The sequence below is a fragment of the Pectobacterium atrosepticum genome (genome assembly GCA_019056595.1).
GTDB classification, from domain to species: domain Bacteria; phylum Pseudomonadota; class Gammaproteobacteria; order Enterobacterales; family Enterobacteriaceae; genus Pectobacterium; species Pectobacterium atrosepticum.
In genome coordinates this window covers 3,705,177-3,725,611 of sequence record CP036163.1, presented here as the reverse complement: position 1 = coordinate 3,725,611, position 20,435 = coordinate 3,705,177, and the positions used below count along the sequence as shown (strand labels likewise).

The 20,435-nt window shown below is 51.0% G+C and carries 12 protein-coding genes and 1 pseudogene; 3 read left to right on the top strand and 10 right to left on the bottom strand.

The genetic code is table 11. The annotated features are described in order from the left end of the window. Positions 1-133: 133 nt before the first annotated feature. The 4 genes from DCX48_17610 to DCX48_17595 all read right to left on the bottom strand — a co-directional run bounded on the left by DCX48_17610 (position 134) and on the right by DCX48_17595 (position 8,314). A complete protein-coding gene (locus DCX48_17610) occupies positions 134-1,807 on the bottom strand; it encodes an ABC transporter ATP-binding protein/permease (GenBank protein QXE16168.1) in 1,674 nt (557 codons plus the stop codon). Continuing rightward, positions 1,804-4,578 carry an insulinase family protein gene (locus tag DCX48_17605; GenBank protein ID QXE16167.1) on the bottom strand — a complete coding sequence of 925 codons (2,775 nt, stop codon included), beginning with the start codon at positions 4,576-4,578 and terminating at the stop codon, positions 1,804-1,806. Before DCX48_17605 ends, DCX48_17610 begins: the two co-directional genes overlap by 4 nt. 105 nt (positions 4,579-4,683) lie before the next feature. Then, positions 4,684-7,275 (bottom strand): TonB-dependent receptor, encoded by a 2,592-nt coding sequence (locus DCX48_17600; protein ID QXE16166.1) that lies wholly within the window; start codon positions 7,273-7,275, stop codon positions 4,684-4,686. Between the two features lie 76 nt (positions 7,276-7,351). Beyond that, the gene (locus DCX48_17595; GenBank protein ID QXE16165.1) at positions 7,352-8,314 is read right to left on the bottom strand and encodes a TonB family protein; all 963 of its coding nucleotides are present in this window, start codon (positions 8,312-8,314) and stop codon (positions 7,352-7,354) included. Between the two features lie 650 nt (positions 8,315-8,964). Here DCX48_17595 and DCX48_17590 point away from each other — a divergent pair. After that, the gene (locus tag DCX48_17590; GenBank protein QXE16164.1) at positions 8,965-11,163 is read left to right on the top strand and encodes a TonB-dependent receptor; all 2,199 of its coding nucleotides are present in this window, start codon (positions 8,965-8,967) and stop codon (positions 11,161-11,163) included. A 106-nt stretch (positions 11,164-11,269) separates the two neighbouring features. On the opposite strand, the gene DCX48_17585 is transcribed toward DCX48_17590, so the two are convergent. Then, positions 11,270-11,695, bottom strand: a complete 426-nt coding sequence (locus tag DCX48_17585) for a GNAT family acetyltransferase (protein QXE16163.1) — start codon at positions 11,693-11,695, stop codon at positions 11,270-11,272. Between the two features lie 181 nt (positions 11,696-11,876). On the opposite strand from DCX48_17585, the gene DCX48_17580 reads away from it, so the two are divergent. Together DCX48_17580 and DCX48_17575 are read left to right on the top strand one after the other, a co-directional pair. Beyond that, on the top strand, positions 11,877-12,809 hold the full coding sequence (locus DCX48_17580; GenBank protein ID QXE16162.1) for an oxygen-dependent coproporphyrinogen oxidase: 933 nt from the start codon (positions 11,877-11,879) through the stop codon (positions 12,807-12,809). A gap of 3 nt (positions 12,810-12,812) precedes the next feature. Further along, on the top strand, positions 12,813-13,265 hold the full coding sequence (locus DCX48_17575; protein ID QXE16161.1) for a YaiI/YqxD family protein: 453 nt from the start codon (positions 12,813-12,815) through the stop codon (positions 13,263-13,265). A gap of 78 nt (positions 13,266-13,343) precedes the next feature. Here DCX48_17575 and DCX48_17570 read toward each other — a convergent pair whose 3' ends face one another. The 5 genes and pseudogenes from DCX48_17570 to DCX48_17550 all read right to left on the bottom strand — a co-directional run bounded on the left by DCX48_17570 (position 13,344) and on the right by DCX48_17550 (position 20,423). Then, the gene (locus tag DCX48_17570) at positions 13,344-14,618 is read right to left on the bottom strand and encodes a tryptophan permease (GenBank protein QXE16160.1); all 1,275 of its coding nucleotides are present in this window, start codon (positions 14,616-14,618) and stop codon (positions 13,344-13,346) included. Positions 14,619-15,014: 396 nt separating this feature from the next. Next, on the bottom strand, positions 15,015-17,294 hold the full coding sequence (locus tag DCX48_17565) for an NADP-dependent oxaloacetate-decarboxylating malate dehydrogenase (GenBank protein QXE16159.1): 2,280 nt from the start codon (positions 17,292-17,294) through the stop codon (positions 15,015-15,017). 254 nt (positions 17,295-17,548) lie between these two features. Then, entirely contained in the window at positions 17,549-18,511 is a 963-nt protein-coding gene (locus DCX48_17560; protein QXE16158.1) for a sugar-binding transcriptional regulator, read from the bottom strand. Between the two features lie 199 nt (positions 18,512-18,710). Beyond that, a complete protein-coding gene (locus tag DCX48_17555; protein QXE16157.1) occupies positions 18,711-19,568 on the bottom strand; it encodes an oxidoreductase in 858 nt (285 codons plus the stop codon). A 27-nt stretch (positions 19,569-19,595) separates the two neighbouring features. Then, positions 19,596-20,423 (bottom strand): annotated as a pseudogene (locus tag DCX48_17550) (sugar phosphate isomerase/epimerase). Between the last annotated feature and the right edge of the window lie 12 nt (positions 20,424-20,435).

Genomic DNA, 20,435 nt, shown 5'->3' with positions numbered 1-20,435 from the left:
GGGATTTGAGTCTGCGAGCGACGAAAAGTGCCGTAAAAGACGGGATAATCCTGCGGAAGATTATAGGGGGCATATGGGAAGAAACCTACCAGAACTGCAGGCCTCCCGAGAGTCAGAAGGCCTGCGGACAACATCAACTACGCTGTGAGGCAAAATCTGTTAGGTCATAACGATGCGGGAACAGATCGTCCAGCTCCGTCTGGTGCGTAATTGCCACCACGGTACACATCGGCAACGCCAGCTTGACCAACGCCAGAAGTTGTCTGGCTGAATCGTGATCCAGATTGCTGGTCGCTTCGTCCAGATAGAGCGTGTCAGGTTTGGCAATCAACGCGCGGGCAAAGGCAATACGCTGCCGTTCGCCACCGGAGAATACCCGATCCCAGTTCAGTTGTTCACTCAAACGATCGCGCCATGCACCCAGCCCGACGCTATCCAGCGTCTGACGCAGCATCTCGCTGTCGGCCAGCGGCGGATGCGGGTAGCAGAGAATTTCTGCCAGCGTACCCTGCCCCAAATAGCTTTGCTGCGGTAACAGCAGGCTATGACCCTCAAGCGACTGCCAGCGGCCATCGTAATACGGCCACAGACCATTTAGCGTACGCAGCAGCGTTGATTTCCCCAACCCGCTGCGGCCAGAAAGTTTACTCCAGCTACCTGCGTCACAACTCAGATCCACATTTTGTAGCAGCGGAGAACCTTGCGGAGTGGTGAAAGAAAGCTGATCCACCTGCAAACGCTCACCAACGGGAGCCACTTCCTGTTCTGACTGGTGACGTTTGATTTCCTGTTTGAACTGGCTGAGACGCTCCATGCTGGCTGATAATTCCACCAGCTCTTTGTACATACGGATAAACCAGCTCAATGCACTATGTACCTGTGCAAACGCTCCGCGGATTTGCATCAACCCACCGAGTGTCACCGTTTTGCTGAGAAAAGCAGGTAATGCAGCAAAAATAGGGACGATCAAGCTAATACGCATGTAACCCGTGGTGAAAAAGCCCAGGTTACGTTCCGTATTCATTGAACGCCACCAGTTAGAGACAATCACAGAAAATTGGCGCTGAAGATGGCTTTTTTCCTGCTGTTCACCACCATATAGTGCAATTTGCTCGGCATTATCATGCTTACGCAACAGCGAAGCACGAAAATCTGCTTCAGCGCGTTGTTTTTCATAGTTAATACCGTGCAGCCGTTTACCGATCAGATGCGTAATCAAGGTTCCGAACACGGTATAGAGAATAACCGCCCAGACCAGATAACCTTTGATTACCCACTCTTCACCGAACAACGTAAAGCGCTGCACTCCCGATAATTCCCAGAGAATGATGACGAAAGACGACAACTGGGCAGTCACAACCAAGAACGACACCACCAGACTCACCGTTTTATCAACAAATAAGCTGATATCCTCGGCGATGCGTTGATCGGGATTGTCGATTTTTCCCGCTAACGACATCCGATAAAACGCCCGCTTTGCCAGCCAGCTATTCACTAGCTCTTCCGTTAGAGCACTACGCCAACGAATGATCAACCAGCGGGTGAACCAGTCCTGATGCACAAATACCACGATATAAATCAGGATATAGATGCCGTACTCTTTCATCAGAGATAGCAGCACGCTGCTATCAAACGAACCGAGCGCATCGTAAAACGTTTTACTCCAATCATTGAGCAATACGTTGAGATAGACGATTGCCCATCCCATGCTGGTCGCGGTAATGAGAAGTAACAGCGCTAACCAACCTTGTTTTCCCCGCCAAAAAGGACGGCAGAGATCGACAAACTGTGCCGCCATCTTCTTCACTCTTTCACCTCTTGCGGCAAGGTGATGTAAAGCACGCGGTTATCCGGGTTATACAGCTTCGCTGACATCGCGCGTACGCTTTCCAATGTGATGCTGTCCGCCAGTTTGGATGCATTACTCAGATAACGCGGATCGTTGTAATGGCGATAGCTCAGAATCAGGCGGCGCTGTATCGTGGTCAGATCACCCTGACGCCCTTTTTCAGCACGGATGAACTGTGCTTTCTGCTCATCCACATCCTGCTGAGTAATCTTCGTCGGCAGTTCAGAGAAGGCTTGCTCAGCCAGCGTCCACAGCTCCTGCGCACGCTCAGGCGCGCTGGTGAAGCTCACCTCCGTCTCGATACGCTGTTTCTTATCTTCCAGCTCGCTATCGACACGCATGCGGTAAATACCGAGAGCATCATCACGTAGGCTCGTCTTGAGATATTTACTCGCAATGTTACGGGCAATGCTCACCTGCACCGCTGCCTGCGGCGTCCACGCATGTGGCGTGAAACTCCAGGTCAGGATATCGGCACGCGGTTCGACATTGATAGCAGAAGTTGCTTCGCGTTTACCCGACAGCGCCAGATGCTGTTTTACCTCGCTGGCAGGCTGACGCGGAATGGTCGCAAGATAGCGTTCAACCTGTGGCAACAGCTGTGTAGCGGGCATATCTGCGATCAGATAGTAAGTCACTGGTGCAGAAGCGGCTTTATGCCACTGTGACAGTAATGCTGGCGCAGAAATTTTCTTCAGTTCTGCAATTTCAGGCTGCTGCCAGGCGGGTTCGCCAAAGCGCAGTTTAGTCATTTCGCTAGCACGTTTTCCACCGACGGACTGATCGTCATTGGCCTTCTGACGCGCCAGACTCATCATGCTCTCTTTCATCACATCAGGATCGATGCCCGGCGCCACATTCAGCTCACGGTATAGCCCAAATAGACTTGCTAGCTGCTCCGTTGGCGCGGTTCCACTCAACGTCAGTTGATCCGCTTCCTGATCGATGCTCAGCGACAGCGTTTTTTCTTTTTTCCAGTTACTTAACGATTCTCCACTCCACGTCGCGGGGCCGCTTTGATTGACCAGTTGACTCGCCAACTGTGCCTGCCACGGATTCATCGCAGTTGCCATGAACCCAGCCTGACTCGTCGCGGTAAGATACACTTTCTTACCCGCTTCTGGCGCACGTAGCCATACCACGCGATCGCCGTTGCTCAGTTGCCACTGCTCTACTTTCTGTGCAGCAAAGGTCTTCACCGCCGTGCGTTTTCCGCTTTGTGTCACAGAAGGAAGCTCAGGGATGATTTTCTTCTCTTCCAATCGCAGCGGTGCCAGTGTCGCCAGCGCCCACTGCTTCTGCAATTTGCTAATCGCATCCGGCTTAGGCAACGTGAAAGGTGTCGCGCCCGGCACGCTAAACTGCGCCAGCGTATCCGGCGAAGCTAACCAGCGTTGCCAATGGCGGTTCACATCTTCCCCCTTAATCGTGTCCAGCGCTTCCAGCGCGTCTTTACCACGCTGCTGGCTGCCGACATAAGGGCGATCCTGTTGCCATACGATGGTCAACTGCTGAACCCAATCCGCAAACTCGCGCGTTTCAGGGGTAACGCTCATACGCTGCGCGACTTCACGAATGTCGGAGGTGATCTCCGTGATGTCCTGCTCATTTAACGGATAGCGTTTAAATCGCTCAATTTCTTTCAGTACGGCGGAAATAGCGGCGTCATGACCACCCGGCATCACATTGGCGAAAAAGCCCAGTGCTGCGGTGGTTTTGCCAATATCCGATTTACGCACCACCAGACTACTAGCGTCTTGCGGCAGTTCCGCTTTTTGTCGACGAACCTGACGCGTTACCGCAGACATCGTGATTTGCGTAAGTAAACGGTGACGGTACTCTGATTGGCCGAATGCGTCTTTATCATTGAAACGGTAGACAAACGACACCTGACTGCTGCCGCTTTGGCTATCCTGCAAACGCGCCACTTTGAGCTGCGGTTTCAGTAACGGTTCGTAGTAATCACGTGTAGGCACCGCGACATTCGGCAGCGCTGCAAAATAGCGTTGAATTTCGCGCTCCGCATCCGCAGGCGTGATATCACCAATAATCATCAAACGCATATTCGACGGGTGATACCAACGCTGATAGAAATCCTGCAGCACGCTGGCCGGCGTATCGTTAATCGACTCTTCCGTGCCAATTACCGGGCGGGAAGGATAACGGGAGTCATGCCGAATAGCCTGTACGCGCTGCTGGTTCATGCGTTCCGCTACACCCAGCTTGCCGCGCCACTCTTCCAGAATGATTTTGCGCTCGTCGTCGAGATCGCTTTGCAACAGCTTGGCATGGCCCGTCATCTGGCTCAGCGCCTGCAAAGTCGCTCCCAGATCGAGGTTACCTTTCGGCGGGCTCATCATGTACATGGTGCGTTCATAGTTGGTTACGGCGTTATAGCTCTGACCGCGTCCCCAGCCTTGTTTATGCAGTTCCGTACTCACACCTTGAGGAAACTCGTCGCTGGCGCGGAACACCATATGCTCCACCATGTGCGCCACGCCGGATTCATTGTCTTTCTCATCAATCGACCCGACATCAACAATCAGGCGAATATCCACTCGCGTCTTCGGCCCTTCCAGCTGCACGAGGGTGTAACGAAATCCATTCGCCAGCGTTCCTTCTTTAAAAACCGGCAACGGACTTTTTATTTCTTCAGCCTGGCTTACAACGCTTCCCGCTAACAGACCGACAGCCGTTAGCGATAACCAGCAACATTTCTTCCAGTTCATAACAACCTTTTCGTTTTTATTTTTGCCGTAAGGCAATTCTTTGAGTGCATCAATGCAAAATGCCCCGTCATACGTCAGCATGTGACGAATGACAGGGCATAGGATTTACCAGGTGTAAGCGACGCCAAGCCAGAACTGACGGCCGGGTTTGTAGGTGACGGCACTACCAGAAGCAGTTTTTTGCGATGTTTCGACCACGTTATCTAAAACGTTCAGTACATCCAGAGTGATATCCAGCGTCTGAGTTTTGTATACCGGCTGCGAGTAGGAGAAACGCCAGTCGTAGGAGATAAAGTCGTCATATTGGGTCGAGATATATTCTATAGCGCTTCCTGTAAAGCTAGGTTCAGCATTACACGCAGGGCTACCGCCGGGGCACACCGTCGCGGATGACAAGGTTGTATAGCCTTTGTAACCCGCGATATAGCCCACGCTCTGCCCCCAGTTGAGACGAGCCGCAGGGAAGTAAGTATCCACACTCAGGAAGGCCCGCCATGGAGTATTGAAATCCATCGCATCCATATCGCCCTTATACATCAACTTACCGTCAACAATCACCCGACTCTCGTCTGTATTCGTATCCTCGTAGTAAGCGATCGAATTAGCTTTATTTTTCGTGATGCTAGCACCCAATTTCCAGTTCACTTCAGCAAAGCTAAAACGGTGCGGGCTAATTGGCTCCACTTCTAAAGACAGTGTATTCCCCTCTGTCCGACCATCATTATTCATCACGCGGTAACTTTGGCCATCAATCGTGGTCGTTTCGCGACCAAACTGATCCTTCCCCTGACGGTTAACCCATTTTGCCGTCCAAACTGTATCCATCACGCGCTGTGATAACCCTAGCGTCACTTCATCGCTATAAGGCGTATTTAAATCAGAAACGGCGTAATTGGTTCCCGTTCTTTCCGAAGCTGCAGTCCATGGTGCAGTAGGTGACCTGCGGTTTTGCACAGTATTTGTACCAATCCCCTGACGCAACTTATATGTCAGCAGATTTGTCGCATAGTAGCGGTTGGCTCCGCCGAATACGCGAGTTGATCGATCACCGAATACATCATAAGAGGCGGCAAAACGAGGGGCAACGTTCAGATTTTCCAAGAAGTCATCATATGTGACACGCACGCCTGGAGTCACTTCTAAACGCCCCCATGCCATGCTGTCTTGCAAATAAACTGCATAGTTAATATTACTAACCTGTACGGAACGGGCTGGGTAAACTATGTTAGTGCCAGCAAACTGCTCACCGGGAATACACGTCGTGTCACCGGGTAGGCATACAACATTGGGATTAATGTAGATAGCATTCGCCGCAACGCTGGCAAAATTGGCATTTTGAGAACGGATATACTGCGCACTAGCAAAGTCAGTCTGCCAGCCAAAATCGACCTGATGGGTCATCCCTAGCAAGAAGACGGGGTTAAGTTCATAATCCTGCTTCAGCGTGGTAGTCTTTTTTTCTGTCGTAAACGTTCCATAGCCACCAACCTGTGAATTTCTGTTTGTAGTCTGCCACCCCAGTGATGGGGAAGTAAAATTTAACCCAGGAACAGTGTGGAACCAGCTAATAAACTCATTAGATTCATGCTCAATTTTATTTTGTTCAAACTGATATCCCGCCAGACTGGTCATTTTCCCCCAACGGGCATTGTGTTCCCATTCCATATTAAAGCGATGGCCACCGCCGTTATTGGTATAAGACCCGTTCTTCACATTTTTTTTGTAATATTTAGATTCATGCGGGGAATACATGCCCGTCATGCGGACAATATCGCCGTTGTCCGCCAGATAGGAGCCTTTGAGCAGGTAGGTTTCGCTAATCCGTTCCTGATCGCTCCACTGCCGCAAGAACTCCTGATAATGGGGGATATCTGACTGCTGGCGGTTATAGGCAAAAATAAAGCCGGCTTTATCACTCAACGGTTGATTAAAAGTGGCCGAATAAAACTGCTTCTTAAATTTTGGTTGGTAGTACAAGTTGGTACCAGAATAAAATTCGTCGCTAATACTCTCATCGACGTGATAGCTGGTCCAACTGTCACGCGAGGTGCGATAAGAAATCTTACCAGAGGCTTTATCCAGCTTGGGATCCATTAGTCTGGCATCCACCACACCACCGGTAAAATCACCGTACTTAGCCGAAATATTACTATCAAAAACCTCGAGTGATTCAATCAGCTCCGAGTTAATCCAGAACGATTGCGTGCCACCAGCAGGTAAATCGGTCGGGCTGTATCCATCAGGATTCGAGCCCAATTCACCCTTATTGGCTCCGGGGTTGATATTACTATTGTTCGATAACCCATCAATCATAAAGTTATTGTTGTAAAACTTCTCGCCGTGGAACGAGACATTTTCCGGCGCTAATTCACCTGGCGTATTGCTGCTATTCGCCGTATTAGAGAATTGTACTGCTGGGTTATTTTTTAATAACTCCGGCACTGAACCGTTTCCGGTAGGCATTTTTTTAATCTGCTCTGCATTAATGATCTGCGACCCCATCGACTGGCTGGTCGGGGTTGAGCGAACTAAAATGGTATCTTCACTATTTCCCGAAGATGAATCGCTTTGCTGTTCTTCTTCGGTTTCTGCATTTTTTTTCTGCTGGTTTTCATCGGCAGAGGTGTCATTTTGCTGTGCGAGTGCAGGCCCTGATAATAATGACAGTAGCATCATTAAATAGACGTTCTTATTCATTTATTCAAAATCCCCAATGAATCCAATTATTAAGAAATAAAATTATTGTTGTATGTACTGCATGTAATGCTTACGACTAATCGTCAACCTGAATGTGCCCATTAAGCTTGAAAACGATGGAAACCACCTGATTCTCAACCGGTGCCTCTGTCCGATAGCGCCAACGCGCCATGTCCTTCATCACATCATCGCCAAATACGCCGTCTGGCGTTTCAGACAGAATTTGTACATTAGTGACTGTGCCGCTACCGGTGATATCGAATTTGACGCGCACGTTTCCTTCCACGCCCAGCGCTTTTGCCCGAGAGGGATAATTCACGCGGCGATGCAGCGCTTTGAAATTTTGACTATTGCTTTTCCCTGCACCACGAACCGCCTGACCGCTATCGCTTTCTCCTGCTTTGGCCGTTGACGCACTACCCGGCATGCCAACAGAAGATGGCATTGGAGACGGTGCGTCACCGGTTTGAGCTGTCGCTACCGGAGACTCACTTTTCTTCTCTGCCTGCTGTGTTTGCTGTGTCTGCTGCGATCGGGCCTGCTGCTGTTCTTTCGGTTTATCTTCCGGTTTCTTTTCAAGCGGCTTTCTCTCACGCACGGGAGGCTTTTTTTCCGTAACGGGAGTGACAGGCTTACGCTCGATGACTGGCTGTTTAATGACAGGATTGGGGTGTTCTGGCAATGGCGTTAAAATCGGCATCACGACGGGAGTCGGTTGAGCAACGGGAGGGTCGGCTACAGGTGGCGACGTATCAGCAGCCTGTGACATCGCCGCAGCCATCATCGTCACCTGCATGCTTCCGCCTGCGTTTCCCGCCATCTCTTCAATGCTTTCTTTCGGGGAATAGTGCAATAAAAAGAAAACTGCCAGCGCCGCATGCGCCACGCAGGACAAAACAAAAAAGGCCAGCGAGCGCCAGTTAGGCACATCGGAGGTTAGCGCTGTTGTTGAATAGGAATGAGTAAGAGGAGCCAGCAATACACTGCTGCCGGTGCGATTCGCACCCAATAAAGCCCCATGAAGATTTTCACGACTCACAATCCAACTCCGTCTCTTGAACGTCAACTTCCTGGTGTCAGTCGTGCAATCACAATCTTCCAGGCGATAAAAATGTAAGCAAGATCGGAACACCAAAAAACGTGTCAAGGTCGGTCGAGCAACATTAATAAATAATAATACAAATGATAATCGTTTTACAAATGAAAACTATTACTAATAAAGATTGACAAAATTTCAGTAATATCATTACAACAAGATGTAATTCATTGATATCAGTTAAGAATTATAAGAAACCAGCACATTCCTTATCACGATGAAACGGGTATCGAGGTTGAGGTTTGCCCTCTCACAGCGCAGTAAGCCGCTAATTTAGCTTGGCTATTTTCAACATCTATTATGTCTAGTCGAAAAACCGAGATTGATGATAAGAGTCATTATCGACATAATTCGCATTATCACACCACATAAACGCTGTTTGATGATGACTTTGCCGCATAAAACACTGACAAGTAGTGTGGGTATTCTGACTTTACGTTCCCGTGATTCCACAATTGCAGATTCACCAATACTGGCAAATTGATTTGATGGTTCTCCTGTACGTATCACAGGCAATTCAACTCGACGTAACTTATTGCCTGCTCAGCATTATCGCGCCTCTGGGGTAAATGTTTCACCTGATTAAAGGAAGAATGATGAACATAAAAAAATACACGCGTTGGACACTTAATCCGTTATTTCTAGTCATGATCGCCCCTGTCACTGCACAGCAAACAGGTGAAGATGAAATGGTAGTTTCCGCAAGCAGAACCCACCGAACTGTCACAGAAATGGCACAAACCACCTGGGTAATCGAAGGCACTGAACTGGAGCAACAAATCCATGGTGGCAAAGAGTTAAAAGATGCATTAGCGCAATTGATTCCCGGCCTCGATGTCAGCAGCCAGAGCCGTACCAACTACGGTATGAATATGCGTGGGCGCGCGATTGTCGTGCTGATTGACGGTGTGCGGCTGAACTCATCCCGTACCGATAGCCGTCAGTTGGACGCTATTGATCCGTTCAATATTGCGCATATCGAAGTCATCTCCGGCGCCACTTCACTTTACGGAGGAGGCAGTACGGGAGGCTTAATCAACATCGTCACCAAAAAAGGCCAACCGGAAATTGAGACAGAATTTGAGGTCGGAACCAAAAGCGGTTTCAATAGAAACAAAGATCATGATGAGCGTATTGCCAGCGCCTTCTCCGGCGGTAACGAACGTATTTCCGGACGAATGTCTATTGCTTACCAGAAGTTTGGCGGTTGGTACGACGGCAATGGTAACGCCACACTACTTGATAACACACAAACCGGCCTTCAGTATTCCGATCGTCTCGATCTGATGGGCACCGGTACGCTGAATATTGATGAAACTCAGCAACTGCAACTGGTAACGCAATACTACAAGAGCCAAGGTGACGATAACTACGGCCTGTTTCTCGGCAACAATTTCTCTGCGGTGACTGGTAACGGAACCGCCTACGCCAGTAAAGGACTAAATTCTGACCGGGTTCCAGGTACAGAGCGTCACTTGATCAGCATGCAATACTCCAACACGGATTTCTTCGGGCAAGAATTGGTAAGCCAATTCTATTACCGCGATGAGTCTCTGTCGTTCTATCCGTTCCCTACTGTATCCAGCAATAGAGTCAGTAGCCTTTCCTCTTCTCAACAAGATACCGACCAATATGGCGCTAAATTGACGCTAAACAGTAAGCCATTGGACAGTCTACAGCTTACCTACGGTCTGGATGCCGATCACGAACGCTTTACCTCAAACCAGATGTTCTTCGATTTAGCAAAAGCTAACGCGTCTGGAGGCCTGAACAATCAAAGCATCTACACAACGGGGCGTTATCCGGGTTATGAAATGACCAATCTGGCTGCCTTCCTCCAGTCAAACTATGACATTAACGACACCATAACCCTGAGCGGTGGCGTACGTTACCAGCATACTCAGAACAAAATTGATGATTTCGTTGGCTACGCGCAACAACAGGCCATCGCTAACGGTCAAGCGACCTCCGCAGATACAATTCCTGGCGGGTCAACCGATTATGACAACGTTCTGTATAACGCCGGTATATTGATGCACATAACCGACCGTCAACAAACGTGGCTTAACTTCTCTCAGGGCGTGGAGTTGCCGGATCCCGGTAAATACTATGGCAACGGTACCTATCGTCTGGTCAACGGCCACTATCAGTTGGTTAACAGCGTCAATGTAGGACAGTCCAAACTACAGGGAATCAAAGTTGACTCCTACGAGCTAGGCTGGCGCTACACCGGTGATGCGCTGCGTACGCAGCTTGCCGCATACTACTCGCTCTCTGATAAGTCCATTTCGATTAACCGCAGTGATATGACCATTAACGTCAATGACGATAAGCGCCGTATTTATGGATTGGAAGGTGCGGTGGATTACATTATTCCAGATACGGTCTGGAGCACAGGCGTCAACTTCAACGTGCTGAAATCTGAAACCAAAGTCAGCGGAAAATGGCAGAAATGGGATGTGATTTACGCCAGCCCATCCAAAGCAACTGCCTATATCGGCTGGGCGCCCGATCCGTGGAATCTACGCGTACAAAGCACCCAATCCTTTGACTTAACTGACGCAAAAGGCAATAAAATCAACGGTTACAACACTGTTGATTTTATCGGTAGCTACCAACTCCCTGTGGGTACATTGAGCTTCAGCATCGAAAATCTATTGGACAAAGAATACACCACCGTTTGGGGTCAGCGAGCACCGCTACTTTATAGCCCAACCTACGGTTCTACCTCACTGTACGACTACAAAGGCCGTGGACGAACGTTTGGCGTTAACTATTCAGTGATTTTTTAAACCAGTCCTGATTGTCCGGCGGGCGTCGGGCAATCCTTCCTGACCATGATCTCACAAGGCTCACGAAATGTAGTGCCGTTAAACAGCAACAAAAAGCAAACCGAGATCAATATTCCCGATCTTCAATCAGACGTTTTCCCAGCGTGATGCAATCGACGGTCTCATACTCGAGTTTTTCATACATGCCGATCACGGCGTCGTTGTCTTCACGCACCATCAGGTGGATCTTCGGACAGCCGCGAGCAATCAGCTTTTTCTCCAACCGGCTAATCAACGCATTCGCAATGCCGCGCCCGCGAAAATCTGGGTGTACACCCAGATAGTACGCCGAACCGCGGTGGCCGTCATAACCGCCCATTACCGATCCCACGATTTCACCGTTCACCTCTGCGACCAGAAATAGATCGGGATCGTGATTGAGCTTACGTTCGATGTCCATTTCAGGATCGTTCCACGGGCGCAGCAAATCGCAGCGTTCCCAGAGGGTGATCACGGCTTCAAAGTCATCCTGCCTGAATATGCGGATTTCCATCACAGTCGCCATTTTGCAATAAGGTAAATCGTGATTATCGCGTGATTTTTATCAGACGCAATCTCAAATTGCGCGCCGCCATCAGGAATCACACAACGAGTGTCCGGGAATCGATTTTATTGATGATATACTGCGCGCCTTATTGCTGTGCCACCATCGCTATGGAAACGAGATACCCACTATGTCTGACATCAACGCGGTAAAACATTTTCTGCTTAGCTTACAGAAAGATATCTGTCAGCAGCTTGCGGCGATCGATGGCGGAGCCGATTTCGCCGAGGATGAATGGCAACGTGCAGAAGGCGGCGGTGGTTGCAGTCGCGTGTTGTCGGGCGGGCGCATTTTTGAACGCACTGGCGTAAATTTTTCCCACGTGACCGGCAAGTCATTGCCCCCTTCGGCCAGCACGCATCGACCCGATCTGGCTGGTCGTAGCTTTCAGGCGATGGGCGTGTCGTTGGTGATTCACCCGCTAAGCCCTTACATTCCCACCAGCCACGCCAACGTGCGTCTGTTCGTTGCCGAGAAACCAGGAGAAGAGCCGGTTTGGTGGTTTGGTGGTGGGTTCGATCTGACGCCCTATTATGGTTTTAAAGAAGACGCAGTGCACTGGCATCAGACTGCTCACGACCTGTGCCAACCGTTCGGCGACGATGTGTATCCGCGCTACAAAAAGTGGTGCGACGATTACTTCTTTCTCAAGCATCGTAACGAAGCACGCGGCATCGGTGGGCTCTTTTTTGACGATCTGAACGAGCCAGATTTTGCTACCAGCTTTGCTTTCATCCGTGCCGTGGGTAATGGATTTCTCGATGGTTATCTGCCCATCGTCGAACGGCGTAAAGATCTGGCGTGGGGAGAGCGCGAACGCGACTTCCAGCTCTATCGCCGTGGCCGCTATGTGGAATTCAACCTGATTTGGGATCGCGGTACGCTGTTTGGCCTGCAAAGCGGCGGACGCACCGAGTCCATTTTAATGTCGATGCCGCCGCTGGCTCGCTGGGAATACCAGCATCAGCCTGAACCGGATAGCCCGGAGGCCGCACTTTATCGAGATTTTCTGCCCGCCAGAGACTGGCTGGCAGAAAGTAATACGCACAACAAGGAAGCATAAGTCATGCAGATTTGGGTCGATGCCGACGCCTGCCCTAACGTTATTAAAGAAGTGCTATTTCGCGCGGCGGATCGCACACAAATGCAGGTCACGCTGGTCGCCAACCAGACCATAAAAGTGCCGCCGTCACGCTTTATTAGCACGCTGCGCGTCGCGGCAGGCTTTGATGTCGCCGATAATGAGATTGTACGCCGCGTTGAATCAGGCGATCTGGTGATCACCGCAGATATTCCGCTGGCATCAGAAGTGATAGAAAAGGGTGGCATCGCGTTGAATCCACGCGGCGAGCGCTATACGCCGGATACGATTCGGGAACGGCTGAACATGCGGGATTTTATGGATACCATGCGTGCCAGCGGGATACAGACCGGCGGCCCCAGTACCTTGAACCAGCGGGATCGTCAGCAGTTTGCCAATGAACTGGACAAGTGGTTGCAGCAGGTACGGAAGTCATAGCTATCTAAGAGTCGTTACCTGGAACGCTCGCCATCCTGTCTCTTCTGCTTTAGCAGGTAACTGGGATGGCGATATCGACTAGCGATAAACCGGTAGCAAATCGAGGCTGGAAAGAATATGTATCAGCGCGGTGCCGACGCCAAATAGCAGCACCAGCACCACCATCGCATTACCGCCCCGCACGCGGAACTGCGGGCTACCGAAGCGGCGACGCGACGCAAGCGCCAGCAACGCAGGCGTAATCACCGCCCATATGGTGGCAGCTAACCCGGCAAATCCAATCGCGTAAATAAAACCGTTCGGATAGACCAGCCCGCCAATAATAGGCGGCAGAAAGGTTACCAGCGCCGTTTTAGCCCTACCCATTCGGCTATCGTCAAATTTCAGCAAATCTGCCAGATAATCAAACAGCCCCAGCGTTACCCCAAGAAACGAACAGGCGACGGCGAAGTTGGAAAAGACAGTGAGCAACACGTCCAGATAAGGGCTATTCAGCACGCCGGCCAGCGTCTGTACCAGAACGTCAATATTACCGCCCCGCTCTGCAATCCCGATAAAATCTGGACGAGCAATATTTCCCATCGTACCAATCAGCCAGATGGCATACATCACCAGCGCCAGCGCGCTGCCAATAAACAGACAACGCTTGATTACCTGTGGCTTGTGGCCGTAATGCTTCACCAAACTGGGAACGTTGCCATGAAAACCGAAAGAGGCCAGACAAAATGGCAATGTCATCAACACATACGGAAGGTAGCTGGGTGCCTCCTCCGCAACATTGAGTAAAACAACCGGCTTCACATTCCACAGCAGGCTGCCGAACGTCATGAAAAAGGTCAGTACCTTTGCTGCCAGAAAAAAGGCGGTCATGCGGCTCACCGCCGCCGTGCTCAGCCATACGGTAAACGCAACAAATAGCGCAAATAGGCAGCCGCCGACGCGGGCAGAGAAATCGATCGACATCTCAGTAAGCGTGTGATGGATAATTGAACCGCTCGCCGAGATGTAGGCGTAGGTCAGAATGTAGAGGACAAAGGCAATCGATATGCCGTTAATCACATTCCAACCCTTACCCAACAAATCTTTGGTCAGTGTATCGAAGCTGGCACCTGCCTGATAATTAAGGTTAGCCTCCAATATCATTAGCCCAGAGTGATACATACAAAACCAGGTGAAGACCAACACGGCAAATGACCAAAAAAACCAGGCACCCGACATCACCACCGGCAGGGAAAACATCCCAGCGCCAATAATCGTCCCTGCAATAATCATCGACCCGCCAAACAGCGAAGGAAGACGCTTTTCTGTACCGTTTTTTTCTACTGTATTTTCTTTCACTGCGCGTGTTGCCATAGCCGATATTCGCTCGTTGGTTTTTTTATCGAGTCCGGAAAAAGGGGCTCCTACAGACGAGGCGGGATCATGGCATAAAACGAAAATTATTCCATTGATTCGTACAGGTTAGACGATTATTTGGTCGATATACCCGTCATACTTCAAGTTGCATGTGCGTTGGCTACGATACTCGGCACACTGACGTGAGCCTCGCCCCGTAGGGGCCGCTGCAAGCAGCGTTCAAATCTGCTTTTAACAGATTTGTCACTCACCCGAATCACTTACCTGAGTAAGCTCATCGGGATTCCTTCTCTTGCCGCCTGCCTGAAACTCGAATTATTTAGGGTCTAAACTGCGGTAAATAAAAAACCCAGCCAACAATCGACTGGGTTTGTCTGTATTAATGGAAATAACTTACAGCGGTTGAGTCTGTGCTTCCACCACCGCCAGCGCGACCATGTTCACGATCCGGCGAACCGAGGCAATCGGCGTCAGGATGTGTACCGGTTTCGAGATCCCCATCAGTACCGGCCCGACCGTCACGCCTTCTGAAGACGACACGCGCAGCAGGTTATAGCTGATACGCGCAGACTCCATGTTCGGCATGATCAGAATGTTGGCGGAGCCTTTCAGCGGGCTGTCCGGCATTTGCTCGCGGCGGATCGCTTCCACCAGCGCGGCGTCGCCGTGCATCTCACCGTCGATTTCCAGTTCCGGTGCCAGCTTGTTGACCAGCGCCAGCGTTGCACGCATTTTCTGCGCAGTCGGAGAATCAGAGGTGCCGAAGCTGGAGTGAGACAGCAGCGCGACTTTCGGTTCGATACCGAAACGACGTACGCTTTCTGCTGCCATCAGGGTAATTTCCGCCAGTTGTTCCGGTGTCGGATCCGCATTGACGTAGGTATCGGCGATAAAGGTGTTGCCGCTCGGCAGCATCAGCGCGTTCATCGCCCCCGCCGTATGTACGCCTTCGCGGTAGCCGAACACTTTCTCGACGACGTCGAAATGCTCTTCATACGTTCCAATCGTGCCACAAATCAGCGCATCCGCTTCACCACGGTGAACCATGATCGAACCAATCAGCGTTGGATTACCGATCACCGCACGCTGCGCTTTTTCCTGCGACACGCCGCGACGCTTCATGAGTTCGAAATACTCGCTCCAGTACTCTTTGAAGCGCGGATCGGATTCGTTATTAACCACTTCGAAATCTTTACCGATGGTCAGTTGCAGCCCCAGCTTTTGCAGACGCATTTCAATGACGCTCGGACGACCAATCAGAATCGGGAACGCCAGTCCCAGCGTCACCAGTTCCTGCGTGGCGTGCAATACGCGTGCATCTTCACCTTCGGCGAATACCACGCGTTTCGGCTGCTGACGAGCCTGTGCGAAGACCGGCTTCATGAACAGGTTAGTTTTGTAGACGAACTGAGTCAGTTTTTCGACATAAGCATCGAAATCTTCGATCGGACGCGTCGCCACACCGGAATCCATCGCCGCTTTCGCTACCGCTGGTGCGATCTTGATGATCAGACGCGGATCGAACGGTTTCGGAATCAGATAATCCGGGCCAAATGACAGCTCCTGATCGCCATAGGCAGAGGCGACAACTTCACTCTGCTCCGCCAGCGCCAGATCGGCAATCGCGTGCACGCAGGCCAGCTTCATTTCTTCGTTAATCGTGGTGGCGCCGACATCCAGTGCGCCACGGAAGATGAACGGGAAGCACAGTACGTTGTTCACCTGATTTGGATAGTCTGAACGACCAGTACAGATAATCGCATCCGGGCGTACTTCTTTCGCCAGCGGCGGCAGAATCTCAGGTTCCGGGTTAGCCAGCGCCATGATCAGCGGGCGTGGCGCCATGGTTTTCACCATGTCCGGCGTCAGAACACCGGGGCCGGAACAGCCAAGGAAGATGTCCGCATCAGGGATCACGTCAGCCAGCTTGCGTGCGCCATTGTCTTTAATCGCGTAAGCGGCCTTGGTTTCTTCCATATTTTCGTCACGACCGTGGAAAATCACGCCGCGCGAATCACACACCACGATGTTGTGCTTCTGAAGACCCAGCGCCACCAGCAGGTTCAGACAGGCGATAGACGCCGCGCCCGCACCGGACACCACCAGACGCACATCAGAAATATTCTTCTCTACGACGCGCAGACCGTTCAGAACGGCGGCGGTACAGATGATCGCAGTACCGTGTTGATCGTCGTGGAAGACAGGAATCTTCATCCGCTCGCGCAGTTTCTTCTCGATGTAAAAACACTCCGGTGCCTTGATGTCTTCCAGATTGATACCGCCGAACGTCGGCTCCAGAGAGGCGATCACATCGATCAGCTTGTCAGGATCCAGCTCGTCGACTTCGATATCGAAAACATCAATGCCGGAGAATTTTTTAAACAGAACGCCCTTGCCTTCCATTACCGGTTTACCGGCCAGTGCACCGATATTGCCGAGACCCAGAACGGCGGTTCCGTTAGAAATAACAGCGACCAGATTGCCGCGCGCGGTGTATTTGTAAGCGGCCAGCGGATCCGCCGCAATTTCCAGACAGGGTGCAGCGACACCTGGGGAATACGCCAGCGCCAGATCGCGCTGCGTTGCCAGCGGCTTCGTTGGGGAAACCTGAATTTTGCCGGGAATCGGATACTGATGGAAATCAAGGGCGCTTTGCTTTAGCTGTTCATCCATTTTATGTACCTTTTCGGTTTTGTTGTGTCTGTAGGGTAAAGAGTACCCAGTATAGTGTTTGCCAATGGCTAAACTACCGAGGATGGCAAAAACTGAGGGGCAATGCTGGTTAATATAGTTATTTTATTTGACGGTTTTTTGTTCAGCTTGCAGTCAGCGTCAGATACGCCGAGCGGGATAATCGGGAGAGATACAGAGAAAACGGGGAAGATCGTCGCGTGATGTGAACACACCACGCAACGGAGAAAGAGAGGTTACTGCGTCATATTCAGAATAGTACGAATGTTACCTGCACTGGTGGCGACAATATCGATGGCTCCCGTGCGCAGCGCGCCGAGAATTGCTAAGGCTTTGGTGTTTTCAGAGGCAATCGCAATCACACAGGGGATTTTATGTAACTCTTCAATACTCACACCAATCACCCGTTCGTTCATCACCGTATCGACATGCAGGCCCTGCGCGTTGAAGAAATCATATCCGGCGATATCGCCAATCACGCCTTGGTTGAGGCTGGCGTCAATAATTTCATGCGGGGTGAACCAGCCGAGTTTGACCATGTAGCTGTTCTCATTCATATCCCCAATGCCCACCAGCGCGATATCGGCTTTGCGCGCCCGATCCAGCGTTTCTTTAATGGTGCCGTTCTGCATGAAAGCCTCTTTCAGCGCACGGTTTTCGACATAGGCGGGTGAATATAGCGTTTCACTGCTGCCACCGAATTTTTTTGCCAGACGGCGGCTGATATGGTCGGCGTTAATCGCATCTCCGGGACGGTGTGTTCCACCGATACCGCAGATAAAGCGGCAGTTACGTTCTGTCACATTGCTCACATGGTCGGCGACCGCCGCCACATTACGTCCTTGGCCAACCGCCACCACCGTATCGTCTTTCAACGACAGCGCAAGATAGTTAGAAACCAGTGCCGCAACCTGCCGACGCTGTTCCTCCTCATCCTGATGATCTAATGCAATCAGGGCACGCTTGATCGAAAAGCGCTCCAGCATCTGCTGTTCAAGACGCGTGCTGAATACCGGGTGATAGCGTACGGTAATTTCAACAATGCCTTCTTCTTTCGCGCGTTTCAGTAAACGCCCGACTTTGATGCGCGAAATGCCGAATTTCTTGGCGATCTCTTCCTGAGTAATTTCGTCCTGATAATAAGCGACGGCGATTTCAGTCAGAAGTTCGCTTTCCTGAGATCCTGATTGTTTTTCCATCTGGTCACATTTTCCTTACGCAAGGGGATCGGTTTATACAGACGCTGTGTCTACAGATGAAAACCGTCGCAATGAATAATTGTTACACGCTGGGAGGAGAGGCTCAAGCCCAGCGCGATTATCCCTGATGGTAGCGTAAACGGACAGAGGCAGAAGCGCCGGAGCCAGACAAAAAAACTGACTCCGGCAACGTGGCACATTACCGCTCAATAGCATCGATCTTCAGCATTTTTGCAATCACCAGATCGAGCTCTTTCTCATCGAAAATCTTCTTCCAATCCGGCTTAATGATGTTCTCTTTACCGTATTCAATCGCGATCATACACGCATCCGAGAACGGGTTAGTGCTGCGGAAAGCCACTGCCAGTGCAATCTGAATGTGGCCATAAAGCATGGCTTTCGCCGCCGCTTCCGGCACGCCAATCGTGTTGATGGTTTCATCCAGCGCTTCTTTCATCAAGGTACCAACCATACAGGCTACGGTTTCAACCAGCGTCGGTTCCAGATAGGCCAGCTGTTTTACCGTCACCCAGTGCACATCAATCACCGGGCCATACATCACTTTAACTACGCGGGCTAACGTGGCTTTCTGCTCGTCACTGCCTGTCTCATAAGAAGCAGCAACGTGCTGTGGCGCGGCCACGCCGCCAAAAGCATCGGCATGTTCTTCCGGCGTGAAGCGATCCAGGAATACGGAAGGATGGCACGGATGAGCGACGGCATAATCGATATCATCACGTTTGGCGATAAGATTGGCATAGGCCGCAGCCGGGTCCAGCGTCAGCAGCACTGCGTTGCTTTTCATCTGCGGAACGACAATCCCAGAGACCGCTTTCAGCGCAATATCCGGCACCGCCAAAATTACTACATCGCTTTCAGGAATAACCTGTTCAGCAATGGACAATTCCCTACCTGCGGCAACCACTTGCTCCTGCGCGCGTGGCGAGTTCTCGCAGTAAAACACCTGATAGTCACTTTTCTGGAAATTGGCAGAGATACGCATGCCCATTTTTCCGCCAGCGCCCAGTACGGTAATGGTTTTCAATTCAGCAGCCATGATTGTTACTCCTCAGATTTGGGATATTCAAAGAATGTGTGATGAACGGTTCGCATAGGGATTACGTGTGTAGAGATAATTCAGGCTATGGCGCGTCCAGGCGTCTTCCAGACGGCACGTTTCTTCCGCGCTGGCCTGCCACGGCAGCCAATGCTCGACGATTTGGTTAATGTTTCTTTCGTTCGGGCGTACGATCTGGTGAAGCGCGTCGTAATCCAAAAGGCCAGTTCCCAGCAGACAGCCGGAATAGGTAAAGCCCACCCATCCTTCCTGACGGGCAAACGCAAAATCTTTGATGTGCAGGTTAAGCACCCGTGAGGCGGTTAATTCAATCACCTCATGCGGGTATTCCAACGCGGCAACACAGTTACCGGGATCGAGACAAATACCCAGCGCCGGGCTGTCGATGGCGTCAACGACCGCCAGCACGTCACGCGTTTTGACTTGTTCGTAGGTTTCCAACCCCAGTTAGATGTTGTGCTGCTCAAACTCAGGCAGCACGCGACGCAGCAAAGCAAGCGCTTCATCTTGCGTCGGCTTATGTGTTGCGCTGTTGAACATGGTGCGGATAAAACGAACATCCAGCGCGCGAGCCATCGTGAGATAGCGCGTCAGGTGTTCAGTAGCTAATCCTCGTGTTCCTAGTTCCAACTGAATACCGAGATCGACCGCGCGCTGCCGCAATGTTTCCAACCCGGCAGACGAGAGTGCTTCCACCGCCGCGTAATCACAAATCTGAAAAACGCCCGCACCAGACTCTGCCGTTTGCTCCAGCATGGCTGCCAAACCGAGCGGATTCGGCACGCGGGAAGAGGCTCGCCAGAAGAACGCGTAGGTACTTAATCCAATTGCCATGGTTATTTCCTC